Annotated in this window: 17 protein-coding genes; 11 read left to right on the forward strand and 6 right to left on the reverse strand. The window is 27.1% G+C overall.

What is annotated here, in order from left to right; translation table 11 throughout:
* Positions 1-20: 20 nt before the first annotated feature.
* From EG57_RS0210625 to EG57_RS0210635, 3 genes are all read left to right on the forward strand, one after another.
* Positions 21-1,100 (forward strand): methyl-accepting chemotaxis protein, encoded by a 1,080-nt coding sequence (locus EG57_RS0210625; RefSeq protein WP_032077188.1) that lies wholly within the window; start codon positions 21-23, stop codon positions 1,098-1,100.
* Positions 1,101-1,317: 217 nt separating this feature from the next.
* Positions 1,318-2,286, forward strand: coding sequence for an aromatic acid exporter family protein (locus tag EG57_RS0210630; RefSeq protein ID WP_029162389.1), 969 nt, complete (start codon positions 1,318-1,320; stop codon positions 2,284-2,286).
* A 180-nt stretch (positions 2,287-2,466) separates the two neighbouring features.
* Positions 2,467-3,453: a sugar-binding transcriptional regulator gene (locus tag EG57_RS0210635; protein WP_029162388.1), complete on the forward strand. Its 987-nt coding sequence runs from the start codon at positions 2,467-2,469 to the stop codon at positions 3,451-3,453.
* A 197-nt stretch (positions 3,454-3,650) separates the two neighbouring features.
* On the opposite strand, the gene EG57_RS0210640 is transcribed toward EG57_RS0210635, so the two are convergent.
* The 3 genes from EG57_RS0210640 to EG57_RS0210650 all read right to left on the reverse strand — a co-directional run bounded on the left by EG57_RS0210640 (position 3,651) and on the right by EG57_RS0210650 (position 7,327).
* Positions 3,651-4,217 (reverse strand): isochorismatase family protein, encoded by a 567-nt coding sequence (locus EG57_RS0210640; RefSeq protein WP_032077190.1) that lies wholly within the window; start codon positions 4,215-4,217, stop codon positions 3,651-3,653.
* A 39-nt stretch (positions 4,218-4,256) separates the two neighbouring features.
* Positions 4,257-4,532 carry a Nif11 family protein gene (locus EG57_RS0210645; RefSeq protein WP_032077191.1) on the reverse strand — a complete coding sequence of 92 codons (276 nt, stop codon included), beginning with the start codon at positions 4,530-4,532 and terminating at the stop codon, positions 4,257-4,259.
* A gap of 491 nt (positions 4,533-5,023) precedes the next feature.
* Complete coding sequence (locus EG57_RS0210650; protein WP_032077192.1) at positions 5,024-7,327, reverse strand: hydratase; 2,304 nt, start codon at positions 7,325-7,327, stop codon at positions 5,024-5,026.
* Positions 7,328-7,730: 403 nt separating this feature from the next.
* On the opposite strand from EG57_RS0210650, the gene citG reads away from it, so the two are divergent.
* Together citG and EG57_RS0210660 are read left to right on the forward strand one after the other, a co-directional pair.
* Positions 7,731-8,609, forward strand: a complete 879-nt coding sequence (gene citG / locus EG57_RS0210655; protein WP_032077193.1) for a triphosphoribosyl-dephospho-CoA synthase CitG — start codon at positions 7,731-7,733, stop codon at positions 8,607-8,609.
* 190 nt (positions 8,610-8,799) lie between these two features.
* Entirely contained in the window at positions 8,800-9,012 is a 213-nt protein-coding gene (locus EG57_RS0210660) for a zinc ribbon domain-containing protein (RefSeq protein WP_032077194.1), read from the forward strand.
* 163 nt (positions 9,013-9,175) lie between these two features.
* Here EG57_RS0210660 and EG57_RS0210665 read toward each other — a convergent pair whose 3' ends face one another.
* The 3 genes from EG57_RS0210665 to EG57_RS0210675 all read right to left on the reverse strand — a co-directional run bounded on the left by EG57_RS0210665 (position 9,176) and on the right by EG57_RS0210675 (position 11,460).
* Positions 9,176-10,243, reverse strand: a complete 1,068-nt coding sequence (locus EG57_RS0210665) for a M20 family metallopeptidase (RefSeq protein ID WP_032077195.1) — start codon at positions 10,241-10,243, stop codon at positions 9,176-9,178.
* Positions 10,244-10,538: 295 nt separating this feature from the next.
* Complete coding sequence (locus EG57_RS0210670) at positions 10,539-10,967, reverse strand: hypothetical protein (RefSeq protein ID WP_032077196.1); 429 nt, start codon at positions 10,965-10,967, stop codon at positions 10,539-10,541.
* Between the two features lie 247 nt (positions 10,968-11,214).
* On the reverse strand, positions 11,215-11,460 hold the full coding sequence (locus EG57_RS0210675) for a hypothetical protein (protein WP_242859836.1): 246 nt from the start codon (positions 11,458-11,460) through the stop codon (positions 11,215-11,217).
* A gap of 961 nt (positions 11,461-12,421) precedes the next feature.
* Here EG57_RS0210675 and EG57_RS0210680 point away from each other — a divergent pair.
* From EG57_RS0210680 to EG57_RS0210705, 6 genes are all read left to right on the forward strand, one after another.
* Positions 12,422-13,114 (forward strand): hypothetical protein, encoded by a 693-nt coding sequence (locus EG57_RS0210680; RefSeq protein WP_032077198.1) that lies wholly within the window; start codon positions 12,422-12,424, stop codon positions 13,112-13,114.
* Positions 13,115-13,345: 231 nt separating this feature from the next.
* Positions 13,346-13,612, forward strand: coding sequence for a hypothetical protein (locus tag EG57_RS0210685; protein ID WP_032077199.1), 267 nt, complete (start codon positions 13,346-13,348; stop codon positions 13,610-13,612).
* 417 nt (positions 13,613-14,029) lie between these two features.
* Positions 14,030-15,259 (forward strand): GH25 family lysozyme, encoded by a 1,230-nt coding sequence (locus EG57_RS25415; protein WP_052037832.1) that lies wholly within the window; start codon positions 14,030-14,032, stop codon positions 15,257-15,259.
* A 734-nt stretch (positions 15,260-15,993) separates the two neighbouring features.
* Positions 15,994-16,815, forward strand: a complete 822-nt coding sequence (locus tag EG57_RS0210695) for a hypothetical protein (protein ID WP_032077200.1) — start codon at positions 15,994-15,996, stop codon at positions 16,813-16,815.
* A gap of 998 nt (positions 16,816-17,813) precedes the next feature.
* Positions 17,814-18,275, forward strand: a complete 462-nt coding sequence (locus EG57_RS0210700) for a hypothetical protein (RefSeq protein WP_032077201.1) — start codon at positions 17,814-17,816, stop codon at positions 18,273-18,275.
* Between the two features lie 460 nt (positions 18,276-18,735).
* Complete coding sequence (locus tag EG57_RS0210705) at positions 18,736-18,972, forward strand: hypothetical protein (protein WP_032077202.1); 237 nt, start codon at positions 18,736-18,738, stop codon at positions 18,970-18,972.
* Positions 18,973-19,490: the final 518 nt, after the last annotated feature.

Below are 19,490 nucleotides of genomic sequence, written 5' to 3' on the forward strand. Positions count from 1 at the left end.
TTTAGGTAAGGTGATTATAAATGGGTAAAATTTTATTTGTATTAGTAAACAAAGAAACAGCAAAAATGGCATCTCAATCAATTAAAGAAATGAACTTAGATATACCAATTGAATTGATTAATAGTTCGAAAGAAGCAGAAAATTTTGTGAAGGAAAATTCCAATGTGGATGTTTTTATCAGTAGAGGTGAAACAGCACGGCAAATAGAGCATTTTTCTGGTAAACCTGTAGTTTATATAACTTGTTCTATTAATGATATTTTAGATGCGCTTCAAAAAGCAGTAACCATTGAAAGTAAAAAAATTGCTGTGATTGGTTCTCCTTCTTTAATAGGTGAAGGAATTTGTGATTATACATTTGGTAATACATTAATACATATGCATTCTTATGAAGCAAAAGACTTAGAAAGAGTAGTTTCACAACTAAAAAAACAAGGATTTACTTCATTTGTTTCAGCTTCTTTTGATTTAAAACTAGCTGATAAATATGGAGTTAAGGTTCAAAAGTTAGATATAAATACTTTATCTATAAAAAGAGCTATAGATGAAGCATTAAAAATTGTACAAGCTCAAGATAATGAATATTTAAGAGAAAAAGAATGGAAAGATGCAGTTCAGATGCAAGCTTCAAAATTATATGAGTCTATTGAGCAGTCAGCTTCAACGATTGAAGAATTAGCTTCTTCTTCAGAAGAGCTTGCAGCTACGAGTCAGGAAACGGCTAATGTTGTAACTAAAGCTTTTGAAGATGTTAATAATACATCAGAAATACTAAATATAATTCAACAAGTTGCGAAGAAAACTAACATCCTTGGGTTAAATGCAGCCATTGAAGCATCAAGAGCTGGTGAATTTGGTAGAGGATTTTCAGTAGTTGCATCCGAAGTTCGTAAGCTTGCTAAAGAAAGTAATATATCTGCTGAAAGAATAAGCGATATGCTTAAACAGTTTGAAAGTTCCGTTGGTGCTGTATCTAGTAATATTGAGCAAAATAATATAATTACACAAGAACAGGCAAAAGCAAATCAAAATATTGCCTCAATGATAGATAATCTTAGAGATATCGGATATGAATTAATGACTTTAGTGGATAAAAATTAATAATTAAGAAAAGAAATTATACTAATTGTAAGTATGATTTCTTTTCTTAATTAAAATAACTTTAATTATGCAATTTTAAAATCTAAATTACCTCATAAGGGAGAATTTTATCGTAATAATATCTGTTTGTAGTTGATGTAGCAAAAGATAAATGTTAGGATTAAGTATAAATAAAGCTGTAATTGATAAAAACTTTACAATTAACGAGGTTAATCATATGAAGAAATTTGTTGGGTTGAGAACATTAAAAACGGCAATTGGTTCATCACTTGCTATTATTATTGCAGAATGTTTGGGATTAAAATATGCTGCAGCTGCGGGTATTATAACTATTTTAAGTATTCAAAATACTAAAAAAACATCTATAAAATTAGCACTTCAAAGAATTGAATCTACCCTTTTGGCTTTGCTAATTTCAAGTATATTATTTTTAATTTTTGGATTTAAGCCTTTAACTTTTGGAATATATTTAATTATTTTTATTCCACTTACTGTTATTTTGAAAATCACAGATGGAATTGTTGTAAGTTCAGTTTTAGTTACACATTTGCTAGCTGCAGAGTCAATATCTATGTTCTGGATAAAAAATGAATTTTTACTTATGACTGTTGGTGCTGGAATAGGTATATTTCTTAATATTTATATGCCTAAAATAGAAAATGAAATAAAAGAAACTCAGAAAAATATTGAAGAGTATATGCGCAAAATTTTATTTAATATGGCAGAGAATTTGAGAAATCAAAGTATTCATATAGAAGATGGATTATTCAATGAATTAGAAATAATATTAAAAGAAGGGACAAGGAGTGCATACAGACATTTAAACAATTATATCATTAATGATGTAAAATATTATGTTCAATATATGGAAATGAGAACTCTTCAATATGAAACATTAAAATATATGAAAAATAATTTTATTAAATTTTATATGACTTTTGAGCAGACGGAAACGGTTGCAGCATTTACAGAAAAGGTTGCATCTGATTTTGAAGAATTTAATACTGCTGAAGAACTCTTAAGAGAATTAAATGAAATTATAAATATGTTTAAGGTTCAAGAACTTCCTAAAACAAGAGAGGAATTTGAAAATAGAGCAATGCTTTTTCAATTTTTAAATGATATGGAATCACTTTTGAGGGTAAAGAAAAGTTTTATAAAAAATTATAAACATATTATTGAATAATAGAAATTTATCTATTTAGATTGATATTCCTTACAACTAATCTTATATAGATTTTTTATTTATTTACCATTAATATATGGATAAATTAAGAGAAATTGTGCTTAAAGATATAAATGCTTTTAAATTTATCTTAAAAATGATAAAATATATTACGAATTAGTTCATAGAAGAGGGATAATAATGTTTAATGATTATGATAAAATGAATGAAGAAGAAAAAAATGAGGTTTTATCCAAGGTTGCACATATGTACTACAATGAAAATAAAACTCAATCTGAAATTGCAGACTATTTTTCAACAACGAGATTTAAGGTTTCAAAATGGATTCAAGATGCAAGAAACAAAAATATAGTAGAAATAACTGTGCATACTTCTAATAATAGGAATACAAAGTTAGAAAATATATTTAAAGAAAATTTTGCTTTGCAGAATGTTATTATTCTGAATAATCAGTATATACCATACGAAGATACTTTACGACAGCTAGGTAAGTTAGGTGCAGAGTATCTAAATAGAATAATTACGCCAGATTCAATAATAGGTGTTTTATGGGGAAAGACTATTTATAATATAATAAATCAGATTAGCGCTAATAATAGTCAGTTCATGAATATTACTGCTTTGCAGATAGTTGGTAGTGTGGCTAAAGATAATCCTATTTTAGATTCACCAGAGCTTATTAAAAATTTAGCGGCAGCGTATAATGGTAAATATAAATTTTTACTTGCACCCTTGTATATTGAAAATGATTATATAAGAGAAAAAATAATTGATGAGCCTGTTATTAAGGATGCCCTTGAATATGGTAAAAAAGCAAATATTATTCTTACTGGTATAGGTGGAGAAACATGTACATCTTTATATAGTAACATATGGGGAAAATATATGGACAAATGCGATCTAGAAAATATAAATGCAGTAGGAAGTATTTATGGGCGTATTATTGATAAAGATGGTAGTGTGTGTGATATAGATATTAATAAAAAAGTTGTAGGAATTGACATGGAATCTATATTAAAGGTTAGATACCGTATAGGAATAGTAGTGGGAAAACATAAGACAGATGCTACAATTGGTGCGTTAAAAGGTAACCTTATTAATACCCTTATTACAGATACAAGCATGGCTATTAGTATTTTAAAAAAGTGTAATATTAAGTTTGATTAAAAAATCTAAATAGAATAAAGTTGGTTAAAAAGCAATATGTAATTTTTTATGTATTAGAAAAATTACATATTGCTTTTTATAAGTGAAGCCTATGTTGAATGTAAAAACAACATATTATATACGTAAATTTCTCTATGTCACTATAAAGGCAGATAAATTAAAGAAGCAGAATGCTTATGAATATATGGTATAGACTATTAATAAATAATATGTGTGCCGCTTTTTTCAAACTCCTTTAAAGTGGTTGAATGATTGGATTTATCAACGTATCCAAGGCCATTTGCAAGAATAGTAATATTAAATCCATTTTTCTGAAGATCAAGTATTGTTTCTTTAACACAGTATTCACTGGCAATTCCGCAGATTACAATTTCATTATCAAGTGTATCGCATAGTTTTTCATTCTTTATGTTTAATGCATTGTAGGCTGAATACTCTTCAACGTCATCATTTATACCTTTTTTAAAAACAATTTCAGCATTTTTGGGGGATTTGTTTTTATCTTTTATTCCAAGAGTAAATTTCTTAGAAAGTGAAGCGCCTTCTGTGTCTTCAACGCAATGAATAGGCCATGTTCCACCATTTTTCTGGAATGATTTATTAGTAATTTTATGCCAATCACAGGAATAAAATACTTTTAATTCTGGATTTTTATTAATATAGTCTATAATATTTGATACGGCTTTTTCTGAATTTTGGCATGCAAGAGTGCCAGTTATAAAATCATTTTGACAATCAATTATTAATAATGATTTTTCATGCATAATAAGTACCTCCAACTCCGTATAAATTTAATGTGAAGTTTATAGAGAAGCTAGAAAAGTTTCATATGTGTCATCAAAAGAGTCATATGGGTATGGATTTCCACCATTTGTGCTTTTGCATTGGTTGTCACTAAATTCTTGTCCAATTGCAAAAAGTTCACCAACAGTTATGTTATGTCCTGCTGCACAGGCTATTTTGCAAAATTCATCCATAGGATCATCTGCTGAACGTGTTGCAAGAAGCTTTTCTCTTAACAAAGGATCTCTTTTAGCATCAGAATGAAGCAGTTCTAATTCTTTATTTATATCGTTCATAATTACATCTCCTCATACTCTAAATTAATAATATTATTATAGCACTATAGCAAGATTTAACAAAATTAATTAATACATTAACTCAATTTTGCACATACAAAATTTTAAGTTAATATACTAAGCAGAATGTGACACAAATTTTTAGAGGACAGAGGACAATGAAGGTGAGTCTTCTTCCTTACGTCAGAAAACTAATTTATTTTTAAAGCTTGTTTTGCTAATGCAAAACATCGCTTAAGCAGGAAGCTAAATCTATGATCTTCAGATAATTGCTTACTTAAAGAGTACACTTAAGAAACAAAAGAACTTGAGCTTCTTTTAAATTAAAGATTTTTCGTAGCATAGCGGAGAAAAATCCTCCTTTACTGTCCTCTGTCAATTGTCCTTTGTCCTCTGAAAAAGTTGAGTATATTAAAAAATAAAAAGACAATTAAGGTAGTTCAAAACTAATCATTCAGTTTTGAACTACCTTGATATGTTGGCATTGCATATTATTTGTTCATTTTGGTCTTGTTAAAATTAATCAAGCAGCCAGATAATAAGATTTCTATTTCATTGTCTGTAAGTTGACCAACACTCAAGGATATTTCTTTCATTTCATTATTTACGATATAACCCTTGATTTTAGGTTTTCTTTCTCTAATTGAATTCACTACATCTGTAAGATAAATGAAGTCTCCACATTTAAAATCTGGTTCACCATCTATAAGTAATGGTAGTATTCCCCAGTTAATAAGATTTGAACGATATCTTTTAGTAGCATATTCTTTTGCTATATTTGCAAATCCACCTAAGACCTTTTGGCAGCTTGCTGCTTGTTCTCTTGCAGAACCATCTCCTGGTTTATTTGCATAAATCATGCTTCCAATAAGTGTGTTCTTTTTATCAAAGTTATTGAATTTAATTGCAAGCTTTTCATAGGCTTCTTTTAAAGCTTCGTTATTTTCCTCAGGAGTAGTTCCTTCCAATCTATTAATTTCAGCAGATTGAATTTCTTTTGAGAGACCTACATAGTTTGGGTCTTTTCTACAAAGTGTAAAGCTTGCTAACTTATGAGGATTTGAACGATAGCTTGAAGTATCTCCTGAAGGAATAAGCTCATCTGTTGTAGTTACTGGATCTAATAATACTGAAGCTATTTGAAGAAGCATGTTGTCTGTTAATGGCTCCATCTTTGGCCAATCTGCTATGTTTGGACCAAATCTTAATTCCGTATCATCATTTCCTTTATTATAAGATTGTAATACTCTGTTATCATATATAGTCTTGTTGAAGTAATATTTTGGAATTTTAAGGTTAATTCCTTCAAGTTCAGTGGCTGCTGTAATAAGACCTTTGTTAACTGCTGTTGCTGCAATTGAACGAGCATCCATTAATGCAACTGAAGCTATTTGTCCATCGCCTGGCTTTGAACCTTCTCTATTAGGGAAGTTTCTTGTAGTATGTCTAACTGATAAAGAATTGTTTGCAGGAGTATCTCCGCCACCAAAACATGGTCCGCAGAAAGCTGTTTTTAAAACAGTTCCTGTTGGTATAAGTTTTGAAGCAATTCCGTTATCCACAAGGCTTTGATACACTGGCATACTTGATGGATAAACACTCAAGGTAAATTCGGCATTTCCAATAGATTTTCCGTCGAGTATATTTGCTGCTGCACAAATATTTTCATAATTTCCACCTGCACATCCAGCAATTGATCCTTGTTCAGAAAATAGCCTTCCATTTATAACTTTATCTTTTAATGAGAATTTTAAGTCAGTTCCTTTGAAGAGTTTTTGTCCTTCTTTTTCTACTTTATCTAAAATATCCATCATGTTAGTATTAAGTTCATTAATTGTATAAACATTACTTGGATGGAATGGAAGTGCTATCATTGATTGTATTTTAGATAAGTCAACAGTTATCATCTTATCATAATACGCAACTTCACTTGGGTTGAGTTCTGAGTAATCATTTCCCCTTTGATGAACTTCAAGATAATCCTTTACTTTATCATCTGTACACCAAATAGATGTAAGGCATGTAGTTTCAGTAGTCATTACGTCTATACCAGTTCTATATTCAACACTTAAGTTTTTAATTCCAGGTCCAACAAATTCCATAACCATATTTTTAACGAAGCCGCTTTTAAATACAGCACCAATTATGCTAAGAGCAACGTCTTGTGGTCCAATACCTGGATTCGGAGTTCCAGTAAGGTAAACACCAACAACTTCAGGATAATCTACATCATATGTGGTGGATAACAGCTGTTTAACTAATTCTCCACCACCTTCACCTATTGCCATAGTTCCTAATGCACCATAACGAGTATGGCTATCTGAACCTAGAATCATTTTTCCACATCCAGCCATCATTTCTCGCATATATTGGTGGATAACTGCAATATGTGGTGGAACAAAAATTCCGCCATATTTTTTAGCTGCTGATAATCCAAATAAATGGTCATCTTCATTAATTGTTCCTCCAACTGCACAAAGACTGTTGTGGCAGTTTGTTAATACATAAGGTATTGGAAATTTTTCAAGGCCTGAAGCTCTTGCTGTTTGAACAATACCTACAAAAGTTATATCATGAGATGTCAAAGCATCAAATTTTAATTGTAATTTATCAGGATTTCCTGATTTATTGTGATTTTGTAAAATACCATAAGCTATTGTATTTTTCTTAGCTTCTTCTTTATTAAGATATTTTTCACCTAGCTTAGATTTAATACATTCATCAGATTCTTTGCTATTAAAAATTAAATCATTACCGTTTAATAAATATGCTCCTTCGCCGTATAGATTAATCATGGGTACCTCCTGTAATATTATAAAATTTAGATAAATATTGCTAATTGAAAGTTTTTGAGTATTATAATTCAAATTATAACATATAAAAAAGTAATATTCAAAATTTGTTTGTTGGTTTTACAAATGTTTAACGTTTGTAAACATAATAAACAAATGTTGAAGTGATTACCATTGGATGGTAAAATAAAGCACAAGTTTTTTATTAAATTTGCTTTTGATTTTTCCAGAAAACTGTTTTTAAAATGGAATCAGGCTTTCTGATAGCTATTATTGTTTAAAATTTATTGTGTAGTATAATATACTTACAATAGAAAGGCGTTTTTTTATGGTGGATTGTACGATTGAATTTGTAAAAAATGTAAATTTTAATTAGAACAAACAATGAAAGATGAGGAATAAAATATTGAAACAAAATAATGAATTTGCACATTATATAGCTTCTTTAGCACAAAGGTCAATACTTTATGAGGTTAGCACAACGCCTAAACCTGGATTAGTAGATCGTGAGAATACAGGTTCGCATAAGGACATGGATTTTTTTACCTTCATGGCAAGTAGTTCTGCACTTTATAATGGTTTTTATGAATGTGCTTTTGAGGGTATTTCTTTTAATGAGCTAGACAGTACAAAGCTCATGGATAACTTGAGGGCTCCAGGCATTAAATGTGAGAAAGCTATGTTTGAAGCTACAAAAGGTGTTAATACTCATAAAGGAATAATATTTTCATTAGGAGTTCTTTGTGCAGCAGTAGGTAATTTATATAGAAAGAATAGAAAAGAAAAATTTTTTATAGAAGAAATTTGTGATGAAGTAAAAAATATTGCCAAGGATTTAACGGTTAAAGATTTTAAAGCAATTAATGAAAAGAACAACTTAACTCATGGTGAACGTTTATTTAAAGAATATGGATTCAAAGGAATACGTGGTGAGGTTGAAGGTGGTTTTAAAACTATTCAAAATCAGGCGATACCAATTATTAGAAAATGGTGTAAAAGTGGACAACTTTCTATTAATGATTTATTTTTACAAGTTTTGATGAGTATTATGATGGAAAGTGAAGATACTAATGTAGTTATTAGAGGAGGAATTGAAAGTCTTATTTATACTAAAAAGGTGTCAGGAGACTTTATAAAATCTGGTGGAATGAATCAAATTGATGCGAGAAAAAAATTAGAAATTATGAATATAGAGTTCGTGAAAAAAAATATAAGTCCAGGTGGTTCGGCAGACCTTCTTGCAGTAAGTATTTTTCTTGGATTTATGGAGGGAATTATTAACTAGTATAGTATTGATGAATTGTTAAATCATTAATGTTATTGATTAATACTGATACTTGATAGAGGGTATTAGTATGAAGAATTATGTATAGGAAATTTAGATAAGGCATATGTTGGTATAAAAGCTGTAGTGAATTGATTAGTACATGGTATAATTAATGTATGATTATAATAAATAAAAAGGAGGTTTTGAGATGGAAAAGAAACAATATATTTGTCCAAAATGTGGCAATAGGGAATATGAATCAGACCAATTTCAAGCAACAGGTGGAAATTTCTCGAAAATATTTGACATACAGAATAAAAAGTTTATCACTATTAGTTGTACAAAGTGTGGATATACTGAATTATATAAAGCACAATCTGCAGCTGGATGGAATGTTTTAGATTTTCTTATAGGTAACTAATTTATTAGTATATATAATTTTAAGTAGGCTTTTTTATTTGTAACTAAAAATAGAGTAATTAACTGAATTTCTATAGATACTAAATTTTTTTGATAGGACAATTGACAGAGGACAATGAAGGTGAGTTTTCTTCATTCACTGTCCTCTAAAGAAAGTTCAATTATTAAATAGAGCCTAAATTCAAGATAAAGTCCATAAGCATTTTCTCATATGCATAGAGAGAGTCCACTATTAAGAATTCATCTTTGCCATGCCAATTTTGTCCTGCAGGTCCAAATTCTATAGCAGGTATATTGTGCTTAGAATAAAATCTAGTATCAGCTGAACCATGTTGTCCAAATACTTCGGGTTTATTATTAGATATTTTGGAAATTGATTTTTCTAATTTCTTTACATATATATCATCAACTTTGGTTTTTACAGCATCTCCTGTTGAATGAATGTTTACATGTGTTCCAGTAGTTTCTTCAATTTGTCTTATTATTTCTTTAGGATTTTGTTCAGGAAGAAACCTTATGTCAAGATACATTTTGCAGTAATCAGGTACTTTATTGTAAACATCTCCACCTTCAATTTTTGATAAATTAATGGAAGGGTGATCATAAAGTTCTGATTTTTCTTTAGCAAAAGGTAGATTTTCAATTAATTTAAAGGCTTCATAAGCTTTTATTATAGCGTTATCACCAAGCCATGGTCTACTGCCGTGAGCGGATTTTCCTGCAAATTCTAAATAAAATTGTAATATACCTTTAGATTGTATGCCAATACCTAATTGAGTAGGTTCGCCACATATAACGAAATCTGCTGTAAAACCATTATTAGATAAATATTCTGAGCAGTTAAAGCCCCCAGTTTCCTCATCTGTAACTAATTGCAGTTCAATATTACAAGGTAGATTTCTATCCTTAAGATTTAAAATTGTGTTAAGCATAGCAGCAGCTCCAGCTTTCATGTCAGCACTGCCTCTGCCATAGAGCTTCCCATTTTTCATATAAGGTATAAATTGATCAGGAGTTCCAGGAACAACATCTAAATGACCATTTAATATGACCTTTTTATTTCCAGAACCAATATTGCATATTAAAGTTTTAAATCCGTTATTTTCTATTATTTTAGGTTTTAGCCCATTAGACGTCAATATATCTTTACAAAAATTTATAGCTTTATTTGCTCCCTTTAAATTTGAACTATCAATTTTTATAAGTTCATTTATAATTTCTATGCAATCCATTTGTAAGACCTCCTAGTTATATTTTACTTAAATGTAGTAAAGCAATAAATGTACCAATTATATTATAATAAATTTTTTATTAAGGAGGCTTAAAGAGTTTATTCAAAAACCTTGGTAAATCAAGGATTCCCATGATGTGAAAATTTTTCAATGAATTACATATAATTGATTTATTTATGAATTGGATGGAAATAAGATGAATTAATAACCTATTTAACCAATACAAATAAATATTAAAACTTATTTCTTAATTTTATCATGATTATAAAAGAATCAAATAAATTCAAATATATATCTATATCAAGTCTATTCCTTTACTTTCCATGAATATAATATAATTGTCTTTACAATGGCAAGTAGTAGAGCAATTACAAAAATCGCTATTAATGGATTCTTTGATATTTTGTTTTAGAGATTCATAAGAGGATTTAAGTTTATTGAATTTGTTTAATTCATTATATAGAATAAATCCGCTAGTTAATGTTAAAATCAATAGTACTAAATCAAAAAATTCCAATCCATATATTTGTGGAATGGAAGGATTAAATGCTGCTGCTGCATAATCAAAATATCTATCATTAGATAAACCAACATATACTACAAGCATTCCTGTAAATCCAGATGAAAGGATAAGCTTTCCCTTTTTGTTATCCAACTCATTTTTCAATTTTAAAAGTTTTTCTGTTTTCTTTTTCATAGTATAGCTCAAATTTAAGTTTTCCAAATATTATACCTCCCTGAAGAATTTATATTAATAACTATGATATATATATGTAGTATATTCTTAGTACTTATATGTAGTGTATAATATGGGCATAAACAAATCTGAAAATGATAAGGTGATGAAAATAGAAAATGAAAATAAAAAAACACTTTATAAGTGTGGATTGTAGCCTGATATATAAAAAACAACATGTAAGCTAAGAATTAAATTATCAATAAAAAAAGTATAGAAAATTATTCTATACTTTTTAAAGAGAACGTTTTTTTTGCAACAATTCTTCTAATTCATTAATACGTTGGTTTAGTTCGTTTATCTCTTCTTCGAATTTCTTCACTGTAGTACCTGATAAATGAATACCTGTCTGACCTAGTACAAGTGATCTTTCTTCTTTTGTATCTTCAAGATCATCTTTAATGTTTTCAAGTTCTTTTCCTAATTCAGGAATACTCATATTTTGGAAATTATTCATTATGATATTCACTCCTTTTAACATTATTACTAAATCATAGAATTTTATTAAATTCAATTTATGATTAAATTATACTATACTTATAAATACTATACAATAAATTAGTAGAATTGTAAGTTAATTTGTTAAAAATACATCTTACATTATAGAAAAATTAAATTAAGTATGAAAATAAAATAAATTAGGACATAAGAGAACTAAAGGTGCTGTGAGATTAAGGATAATCTTACAGTACCTATATTTATTTTTAGGAGTTATATAATTATTATCAATAATAAAGAATCTCATAAGATGAATCAAGTTGTTCTTAGAAGAACTTATCTAAGTGCGTAGCAGTGCTTATCTTCCAGCTAAATGAAGAGAAAAAATCTATAATTTTGTGTGAATCATTTACTTCTTAGACAATAGCAGAAGGAATTTCATATGTAAAAACTAATAAGTTTAATTCAGCAGTAGAAAGTAATTTTATGAAAAAAGAGCTTTTAAAATTTAGAATAAAACGTACGAAAACTAAAAAAATATATTGATAAAAGATTTATTTATACGGAAGTAATTATTAAAAAGTCTACTTTAAAAATCCAGATAGATACTTATTTAATTAAAGATTATTAGATTTAATTATACAATATAAAAATTATAGTAAAAGATATTTTGGCAAAAATTATTAAATAAGTAATTTTTAATTAAATTTGAAATATTATTTAAAATAACTTTAATTTTAATGATAAATGTATTTCTTAAAATGTATAGTGAAATATTTATTAAGTTCAGTAATTACGTGACCTAATAACATTTTATTTTAATATTTTTATGATAAAACGAAAATGCAAAATTAGTTAAATTATTTTGAAAAATGAATATATTGCATCAAATAAATTAATAATAATACCAAAAATAGTACAATTTGACAAATAAGTAGAAATGTATTAACATTTAATTATATTTAATACAAATATTTTACAAAACATAAAGGGGGATAAATATTATGAAATCAAAAAAAATAGTAGCTAGTTTAATGGCCTTATCAATTATTGGATCAAGTGGAGCAATATTTAACAGTGTACAAGCATCAGAAGTTAATAAAGTTACAAAACATCAAAGCATTTCAATGACACAAAATGTTTCTGACTCGTATTCAATTTATTGTACATTAGATAAGGATGCTTGTATAAGTATATATACTGCTTACTTATCAGGTACAACTTCTAGTAAAGGTTTAGCTGACTATATAGTAGCAAAAGGCTATGCTACTACTACAGTTGCTAATACTATTTCACGTATTATAGTTCTTTATGGAATTAGTGCATTCACAGCTCAAGTGTCAGATTATGGAATATCATTTCTAAAATCACCTATAGATTATGAAAATAAATATACTATTGTACCTAGAAATCCATCTGTTTCATATTATAATTATCGTCGCTATATATCTAGAAGCAATATACAAAAAGTAATTAATTACTTAAATACACAAAGTAAACCATATTCTAAAACTAATTTATCAACATTTTTGTTGGATAATGGTATTTGGAGTTCTCAAGGTACAGTATATGCTGTAGCAGAAGCACTATGTTATTCAGGTCCTGATTGCTTAAAACGTATTAATGATGATGGAATTTATATCTTACAGTCAAATAGAAATGAGTATGTTGCAGCACCTGAGTTAGTACAAATATAATTTAATTGTAATTATTATTTTAATATAATACTATTTAAATCATTAAAGATAACTTTAATTTTCATGGTAAACGTGTTTATGAAAATGTATATTGAATGGAGTAGTTATGTGATTTAATAATGTTTTCTTTGATATTTTTATATGAAACAAAATATCAAAATTGATTAAATTATTTTATAAAATGTGGAAGAGGATAAACATTATGAAATCAAAAAAATAATAGCTAATTTAATGGCATTATCAATCATTGGATCAAGTAGCTTTATATTTGGAGGAACGGCTAAAGCTGCATCCTTAAATAGTACAAGTACTTATACAATGGATGTAAGTGACTTTCTTTCAGATGTTCATATTACATCTAACGGAGTACTTATGTGGAATACAACACCTGAAATACCAACATATAGATACAAGATAATGAAAATTGAGTCACGCTATCTTCAAGAAACTGGAATAGGAGGAGTTAGCAATCATAATTTTCATAGTCCAGATATTTAAAGTGTTTCAAGATATAGGAAAGATATATATTTTGCTACTGTAAGAGCAATAGACAAATATGGAAATATTGTAAAAAGACAAACACTTTATTTTTACTATGATGGAAACAAATTTAATAATATAGGATCTGAAAATGAGCCAATTCATTATTAAATTTTAAATTACAAAAATTGTATCAAAAAAGGCACTCGAAAGGGTGTCTTTCCATATTTTATATTATAATATTTAGTATAATCTAATATGAGAACTTATATATCAGTATTTATATTAAATTATGGATATTTATGAAAACATACAACTTTTACGACTAAAAGACTTATTAATTTAAGTCTTTTTTTATACAATACAAAACAAAATGTTCAAATAAATTGCACACTTAAGACTTGTCAACATAAAATTAAATAGGAGGTGATTTATATGAAAGGCATAGATATTTATGAAGGTGATAATATCCAGGACTGGAATGATGTTAAAAATGCAGGTATAGAGGTTGTAATACAAAAGGCTTCCCAAGGTACAAGCCATGTAGATAGTTTATTACAATATAGATATCCAAGAATAAAAGATGCTGGTCTTAAGATAGGGTTTTATCATTTTGCACAATATAATTCAACAAATCCTATTGCAGAAGCCCAACATTTTTTATCAACTATTGCTGGATTAGAGAGTGATACAGTTTTGTGGTTAGATATAGAAATTGATGATAAATGGGATAAACAAGTTGCTATTAATTACGCTAACACATTTATTGATTATGTAAGAAATCAAGGTCATGAAATTGGTATATATACAGGTGACAACTTTTTTCATGCATATCTTGAAAACAATATACCTAGTATACCTTTATGGATTGCAAGTTATGGTAGGCAGCCAAACTTATATCCAGACAATGCTTCATGGCAATATACAGATCAAGGGCAACTAAATGGAATAGTTGGAAATGTGGACTTAGATTATTTTATAGATAATATTTTTATTGGACAGGAAACTAATCGAAAAAAGAAAATTGCCCCTAAATATGATGAAACTATTCCCGAAGGTATTATATATTATCAAATTCCTAATATGCCATTTTACTTTGAGAAACGCGAGGATAAAGGGATGGGGATACATTTAGATAGGGGCAATTATATAACTATAAATAAAGGTTCTATAAGTGCTTATGTGAATGATAATAATGGGTATGGTGATTCTAATGTATTAATCGACATAAAAGAAAATAATTTTCTTACTTCTAAATATGATGAATCTGTTCCCGATGGAAATAATTATTATCAAATACCAGGAACAAATTTTTATTTTGAAAACAGAGAAGATGGTGGACTTTCAATTCATATGGATAGAGGAAATTATATAACTATAAGAAAAGGTGAAATTGAAATAATCTGTAATGATAATAAAGGTCATTATTATTATAGAACTTTAATAAAAGCCAATAAAACTTCACCTGTTAAGTATGAAGAGAGTATACCAAAAGGGATAAATTATTATCAAATTCCTAATATGAACTTTTATATAGAAAAAAGAACAGATGGTGGTATGGGAATACATTTAGATAGAGGCAATTATATAACTATAAATAAAGGTTCTATAAGTGTTTTTGTAAATGACAATAATGGTAATAATAATATAAAAAAGATATTATAAAAGCAAGGGAGTCTTAAAGGCTCTCTTTTAACTTATAAAAAATAAAATTTTGAAGGATGTTTTTATATTAACTGTCTAAATCTTTTTGGAAACTGAGATTTTGTTTTATTTTTTTATTGTTATTAGAGGTATTTTTGATCATTATACAATGTGTTAGCATGTTGTTCACCTGTATAACATTTTTCGGCAATCAGTGTTAGATAGGATTTACCTTTGACTAAGTTCCACAAAGCCAATCTATAATGAATCACTGATGTATTGATATTTTTCCTGTTTTTGATGAAATTAATGATATTGTAAATGTTAATGAGATTAATAAAATGCAAGAAATGAATGATTAAAACCAAGAAAATATAGTGTGATTTAGAAATATAGTGAAAAATTATAGTATAAAGTATTTTAATAAAAATTGTTAATAAGTAATTTTTTATTTGAATTTGAAGTATTATTAGAAAACAATTTTAATTTTAATGATAAATGTGTTTGTGAAAATGTATAATAAAATCTTTATTAAGGAGAGTAATTATGCGATTTAACAATGTTTTAAATTGATATTTTTTATTGAAACAAAAATGTAAAAGAATATTAAATTATTCTGAAAAATGAATATATTACAACAAATTTGTTCTTAATTATACCATAATGGGTATAATTTGACAAATATGTAAAAATACATTATCATTTAATTGTATTAAATATCAATATTTTACAAAATATGAAGGGGGATAAAGGTTATGAAATCAAAAAAGATAATAGCTACTTTAATGGCATTGTCAATTATTGGGTCAAGCAGTGTAGTATTAGGAGGAAATGTTAAAGCAGCATCAGTGAAATCTAATCAGCCTGTTCAAAGATCTATAGATGTGAAAGAAAACTTGAAATCTCAAGTTAATGTTAATTCTATAATACCTATTAATCAAAAATTTTCAGTTTATTATGAGTTTCCTGGTGGTGTAATTCATGAAGTGGAAGAGTATATTAGAGATTGTGCAAGAAAAAATGTATCACCTAATTCAGATGGAATTAGAAGTGTATTAATTGAAAATGGAGTAAGCAAAAACGTTGCCAATAATATTTCTTATAGTTTATTAAGTTTGGCTTCAAAAGCTATACCTAAAAGTACAGATAGAGCATATTTAGAATCATGGTTTGTAGATGTTTTTGCCGATAATATTAGTGGTTCTTCTAAATATGTAATGTTAACTAATGGAGATGGTGAGTTTTGTTTAGCACATATAAATGCACCAAACAAAAATTATTCTATATATGGAATTTTAACTATTAAAGATATAGAAAATGTGTTGGAAACTATTAAGAAAAATCCTCATGATAAAAATGGGTCAGAGGCTTATATACAAAATTATTTACAAGAAATTGTTCTAAAAAGCAATTTAGTTCAAGATAAAGATATGGCAAGAAAAATAGGAAACAATCTTTATAACCTAATAGAATACAGAGATTATGTTATGAACGATTTAAAAACAGCAAATGAAAATTTACTTGTTTTAATAAGTGATGACAATCAAAGAGTTACAATAACTCGCCAATCAAGATAAAATTATTAAAAGAGTTTGAACTTAGTTCAAGCTCTTTTTAAATTTAAAAAAAGTGATTTAGTATAATAGTGATAGAAAATATAAAGCAAGTGATTTTGCAGAGTTTTTCAATAGTTTAGTTACTAATGATATGTTTCCTAATCAAATACAAATTTACAAGTAGTAACAAATAGCAATAAATATGATAGTAACCGTTAAACCAGGTAAGACTTAGATTAATGGTTATGTTTATATTAACACAGATAATTTGATATTAAATGTAGATGTAACTGATGGAGTACTTAATAGAATTGACAGAATAGTTATAAAACTGGATTTTTTTAATAGAGAGATTAAGACTAGTATAAAAAAGGCATATTTACTAGTAATCTAGTAGCCCTTGAACTTCAAAGAGGTGCAGATACTTATATTGGCGAAGGAGCTATAAGTATAATTCAATCTAATATAATAGATTTAAGGATGAATACCAATTTGTGTGGGTGGGTAAATTCACTTCTACAAGTGGATACAACAGCAATTAAGACATATTTTTCTTATTATATAAATCAATCATAATAAAAAGTCATTTCTAAAAGGTATAGCTTTTTAAGTTGTATTGAAAAACTTATATGATCTAACTTAAACACAAAGAATCGGATATAATTTTATGAATAAGGATTTTCAAGAATTTATTAAGAGATGTTTTCAATTAGCTAAAGATTTATTAATTTAAGTCTTTTTTATTATAAAATTTTTATACTTTCTTTTTTAAACTACATTTTTCAAAAATTATTGCATAAATATCATTGAAGATAAAGATTTAGTTAATACTATAGTTTTTAAAGTAACAATTAGTGTATGTTCTGCTTAGTTAGGATGAATTTACTTACTTGTCCAACAATTACATTTGTTAAGTTTACATTCATATGATAATATTTTATTGTACTCTAAAATAGGAGCATTAAATGGATATAAAATAGCATTAAACATATTTGAGTATAATTGGGAGGAGATTGAGCATGAATAAGTTTAAAAAGGTAAGTATAGTTACAGCATTAGTAGGTGGAATATTTTTAGGAGCAGGACAAGTTTATGCAACATCAATAAATTCTAATATAATAAATTTAATTCAAAATGGTATTTCATCTATAAAACAACATTTATTGGGACAAGCTGATACAGATGTGAATAGCAATTTAAATAAATATAAGGAAGATATTAGAAATTATATTAATTCAAAAAGTATTGAAACTGTTAAAGACTTGCAAAATTACGAGAAAAGTGAAAGTAGTAGGTCTGATAAGGAACTGAAAGATTATACAGAAAATTTAAAGAAAGAAACTGGTGCTGCTATTGATAATGAGAAATCAAAAGCAAAAAAAGAAATAACAGATAAAGTTAACAGTAAAATTCAATCTTCTCAGAACGATATTCAAAAACAGTTAGAAGATGGTATTAAAGATCAATTGAAGATAAAGTAACTTTGTATTAGGTAGAAATCTTATGTGACTATGTTATAAAAATTATATAATAAAAAAGAGTAGATAATGAGATTTGGATGGTTCTCAATTATTTCTACTCTTTCTTATTGTGTTGATATATTAATTGATGGTATAAAAGTTCCTTAGTGGTTTTATTATAAATTTAGTAAATAGAGTTGTAAACAAGTAAATTGTGGTAATAAAATATGACTAGAAACAATTTTGTTATCTTACTTATGTTTTATATAGAAGGTGATATATGAATTATGATAAAATATTACTATTTACGATTATCCATGAAGCTTTATAAATGGCTATTTGTAGATATATTTGTAAATAGAAAAGTTATATAAAATGAAGACTGAAGTTTACTTAATCTTTATTTTTGTACTAATAAATGGTAATATTGAACTATAGTCGTAATCTTATGTGAAATAAACAATTAAGAGGTATTTGTAAGATGGAAATGAAAGATTTTATACTTAATGGAGATATATTGTCATTACAAGTAAAAATTAATGAAGACAATTATAGATTTTCGGTTAGATGGAAAGTACCTCAAAAACCTTATGATGAAACTTGGAAACTTGAAGGATACATTAACGTAGTAACTGGAGAGAAAGATTTAACAGAAGAACAAGTCAATAAATTTATAGATACAATAAATGCAAGATGGAATTGGAATGTAAAGGTATAGATTTTTGTGTCGTACTGGAAAGGGTAGAAAAATTATTTTCTTTTCAGAAAACTATGCTATTTAGAAAAGAGTGATTAAACATAGAAAATCATTTGTATAGTATACTACTTAAAAAATATGCGTAATTCTAGCGGTACTAATGATTACAAGTGTACATACAAAAGCTTAAAAAGATTATGAGAGTTACTAAAAAATATTGAAGGTAAATTTTTAGTAACTCTTAACTCTTAAACTCAGTAATATTAAGGATTATAGAAAAAAGCATGTAATAATTTACCGATATGAATTACTATGTTTTTATGTGTTGGAGGACATCGTGAGGACCAAAAATAGTGTATGGAGGTTAGGTAAATACTTGTTTTATGAATATAAGGATTTTAAAAGTAAATTAAATTTTACTAGTGAAAATATATCATAGAGTATATAATTTCTGAGTATAGGCAAAATTTTAATATATATTATCACTAGTGTTTAATTTTTAGAAAATATTTCAATTGACATCTTTATTATAATCGTTT

The sequence above is a fragment of the Clostridium drakei genome (assembly GCF_000633595.2).
Taxonomy (GTDB): domain Bacteria; phylum Bacillota; class Clostridia; order Clostridiales; family Clostridiaceae; genus Clostridium_AM; species Clostridium_AM drakei.

Bases quoted from the DNA above. Each gene is read 5' to 3' on its own strand.
- EG57_RS0210675 (WP_242859836.1), bottom strand. From the start codon at position 11,460: ATGTTAAAAGGAGTGAATATCATAATGAATAATTTCCAAAATATGAGT.
- EG57_RS0210695 (WP_032077200.1), top strand. From the start codon at position 15,994: ATGAAATCAAAAAAGATAATAGCTACTTTAATGGCATTGTCAATTATT.
- EG57_RS0210630 (WP_029162389.1), top strand. From the start codon at position 1,318: ATGAAGAAATTTGTTGGGTTGAGAACATTAAAAACGGCAATTGGTTCA.
- EG57_RS0210635 (WP_029162388.1), top strand. From the start codon at position 2,467: ATGTTTAATGATTATGATAAAATGAATGAAGAAGAAAAAAATGAGGTT.
- EG57_RS0210640 (WP_032077190.1), bottom strand. From the start codon at position 4,217: ATGCATGAAAAATCATTATTAATAATTGATTGTCAAAATGATTTTATA.
- EG57_RS0210660 (WP_032077194.1), top strand. From the start codon at position 8,800: ATGGAAAAGAAACAATATATTTGTCCAAAATGTGGCAATAGGGAATAT.
- EG57_RS0210625 (WP_032077188.1), top strand. From the start codon at position 21: ATGGGTAAAATTTTATTTGTATTAGTAAACAAAGAAACAGCAAAAATG.
- EG57_RS0210705 (WP_032077202.1), top strand. From the start codon at position 18,736: ATGGAAATGAAAGATTTTATACTTAATGGAGATATATTGTCATTACAA.
- EG57_RS0210650 (WP_032077192.1), bottom strand. From the start codon at position 7,327: ATGATTAATCTATACGGCGAAGGAGCATATTTATTAAACGGTAATGAT.
- EG57_RS0210645 (WP_032077191.1), bottom strand. From the start codon at position 4,532: ATGAACGATATAAATAAAGAATTAGAACTGCTTCATTCTGATGCTAAA.
- EG57_RS0210665 (WP_032077195.1), bottom strand. From the start codon at position 10,243: ATGGATTGCATAGAAATTATAAATGAACTTATAAAAATTGATAGTTCA.
- EG57_RS25415 (WP_052037832.1), top strand. From the start codon at position 14,030: ATGAAAGGCATAGATATTTATGAAGGTGATAATATCCAGGACTGGAAT.
- EG57_RS0210685 (WP_032077199.1), top strand. From the start codon at position 13,346: ATGGCATTATCAATCATTGGATCAAGTAGCTTTATATTTGGAGGAACG.
- EG57_RS0210700 (WP_032077201.1), top strand. From the start codon at position 17,814: ATGAATAAGTTTAAAAAGGTAAGTATAGTTACAGCATTAGTAGGTGGA.
- EG57_RS0210680 (WP_032077198.1), top strand. From the start codon at position 12,422: ATGAAATCAAAAAAAATAGTAGCTAGTTTAATGGCCTTATCAATTATT.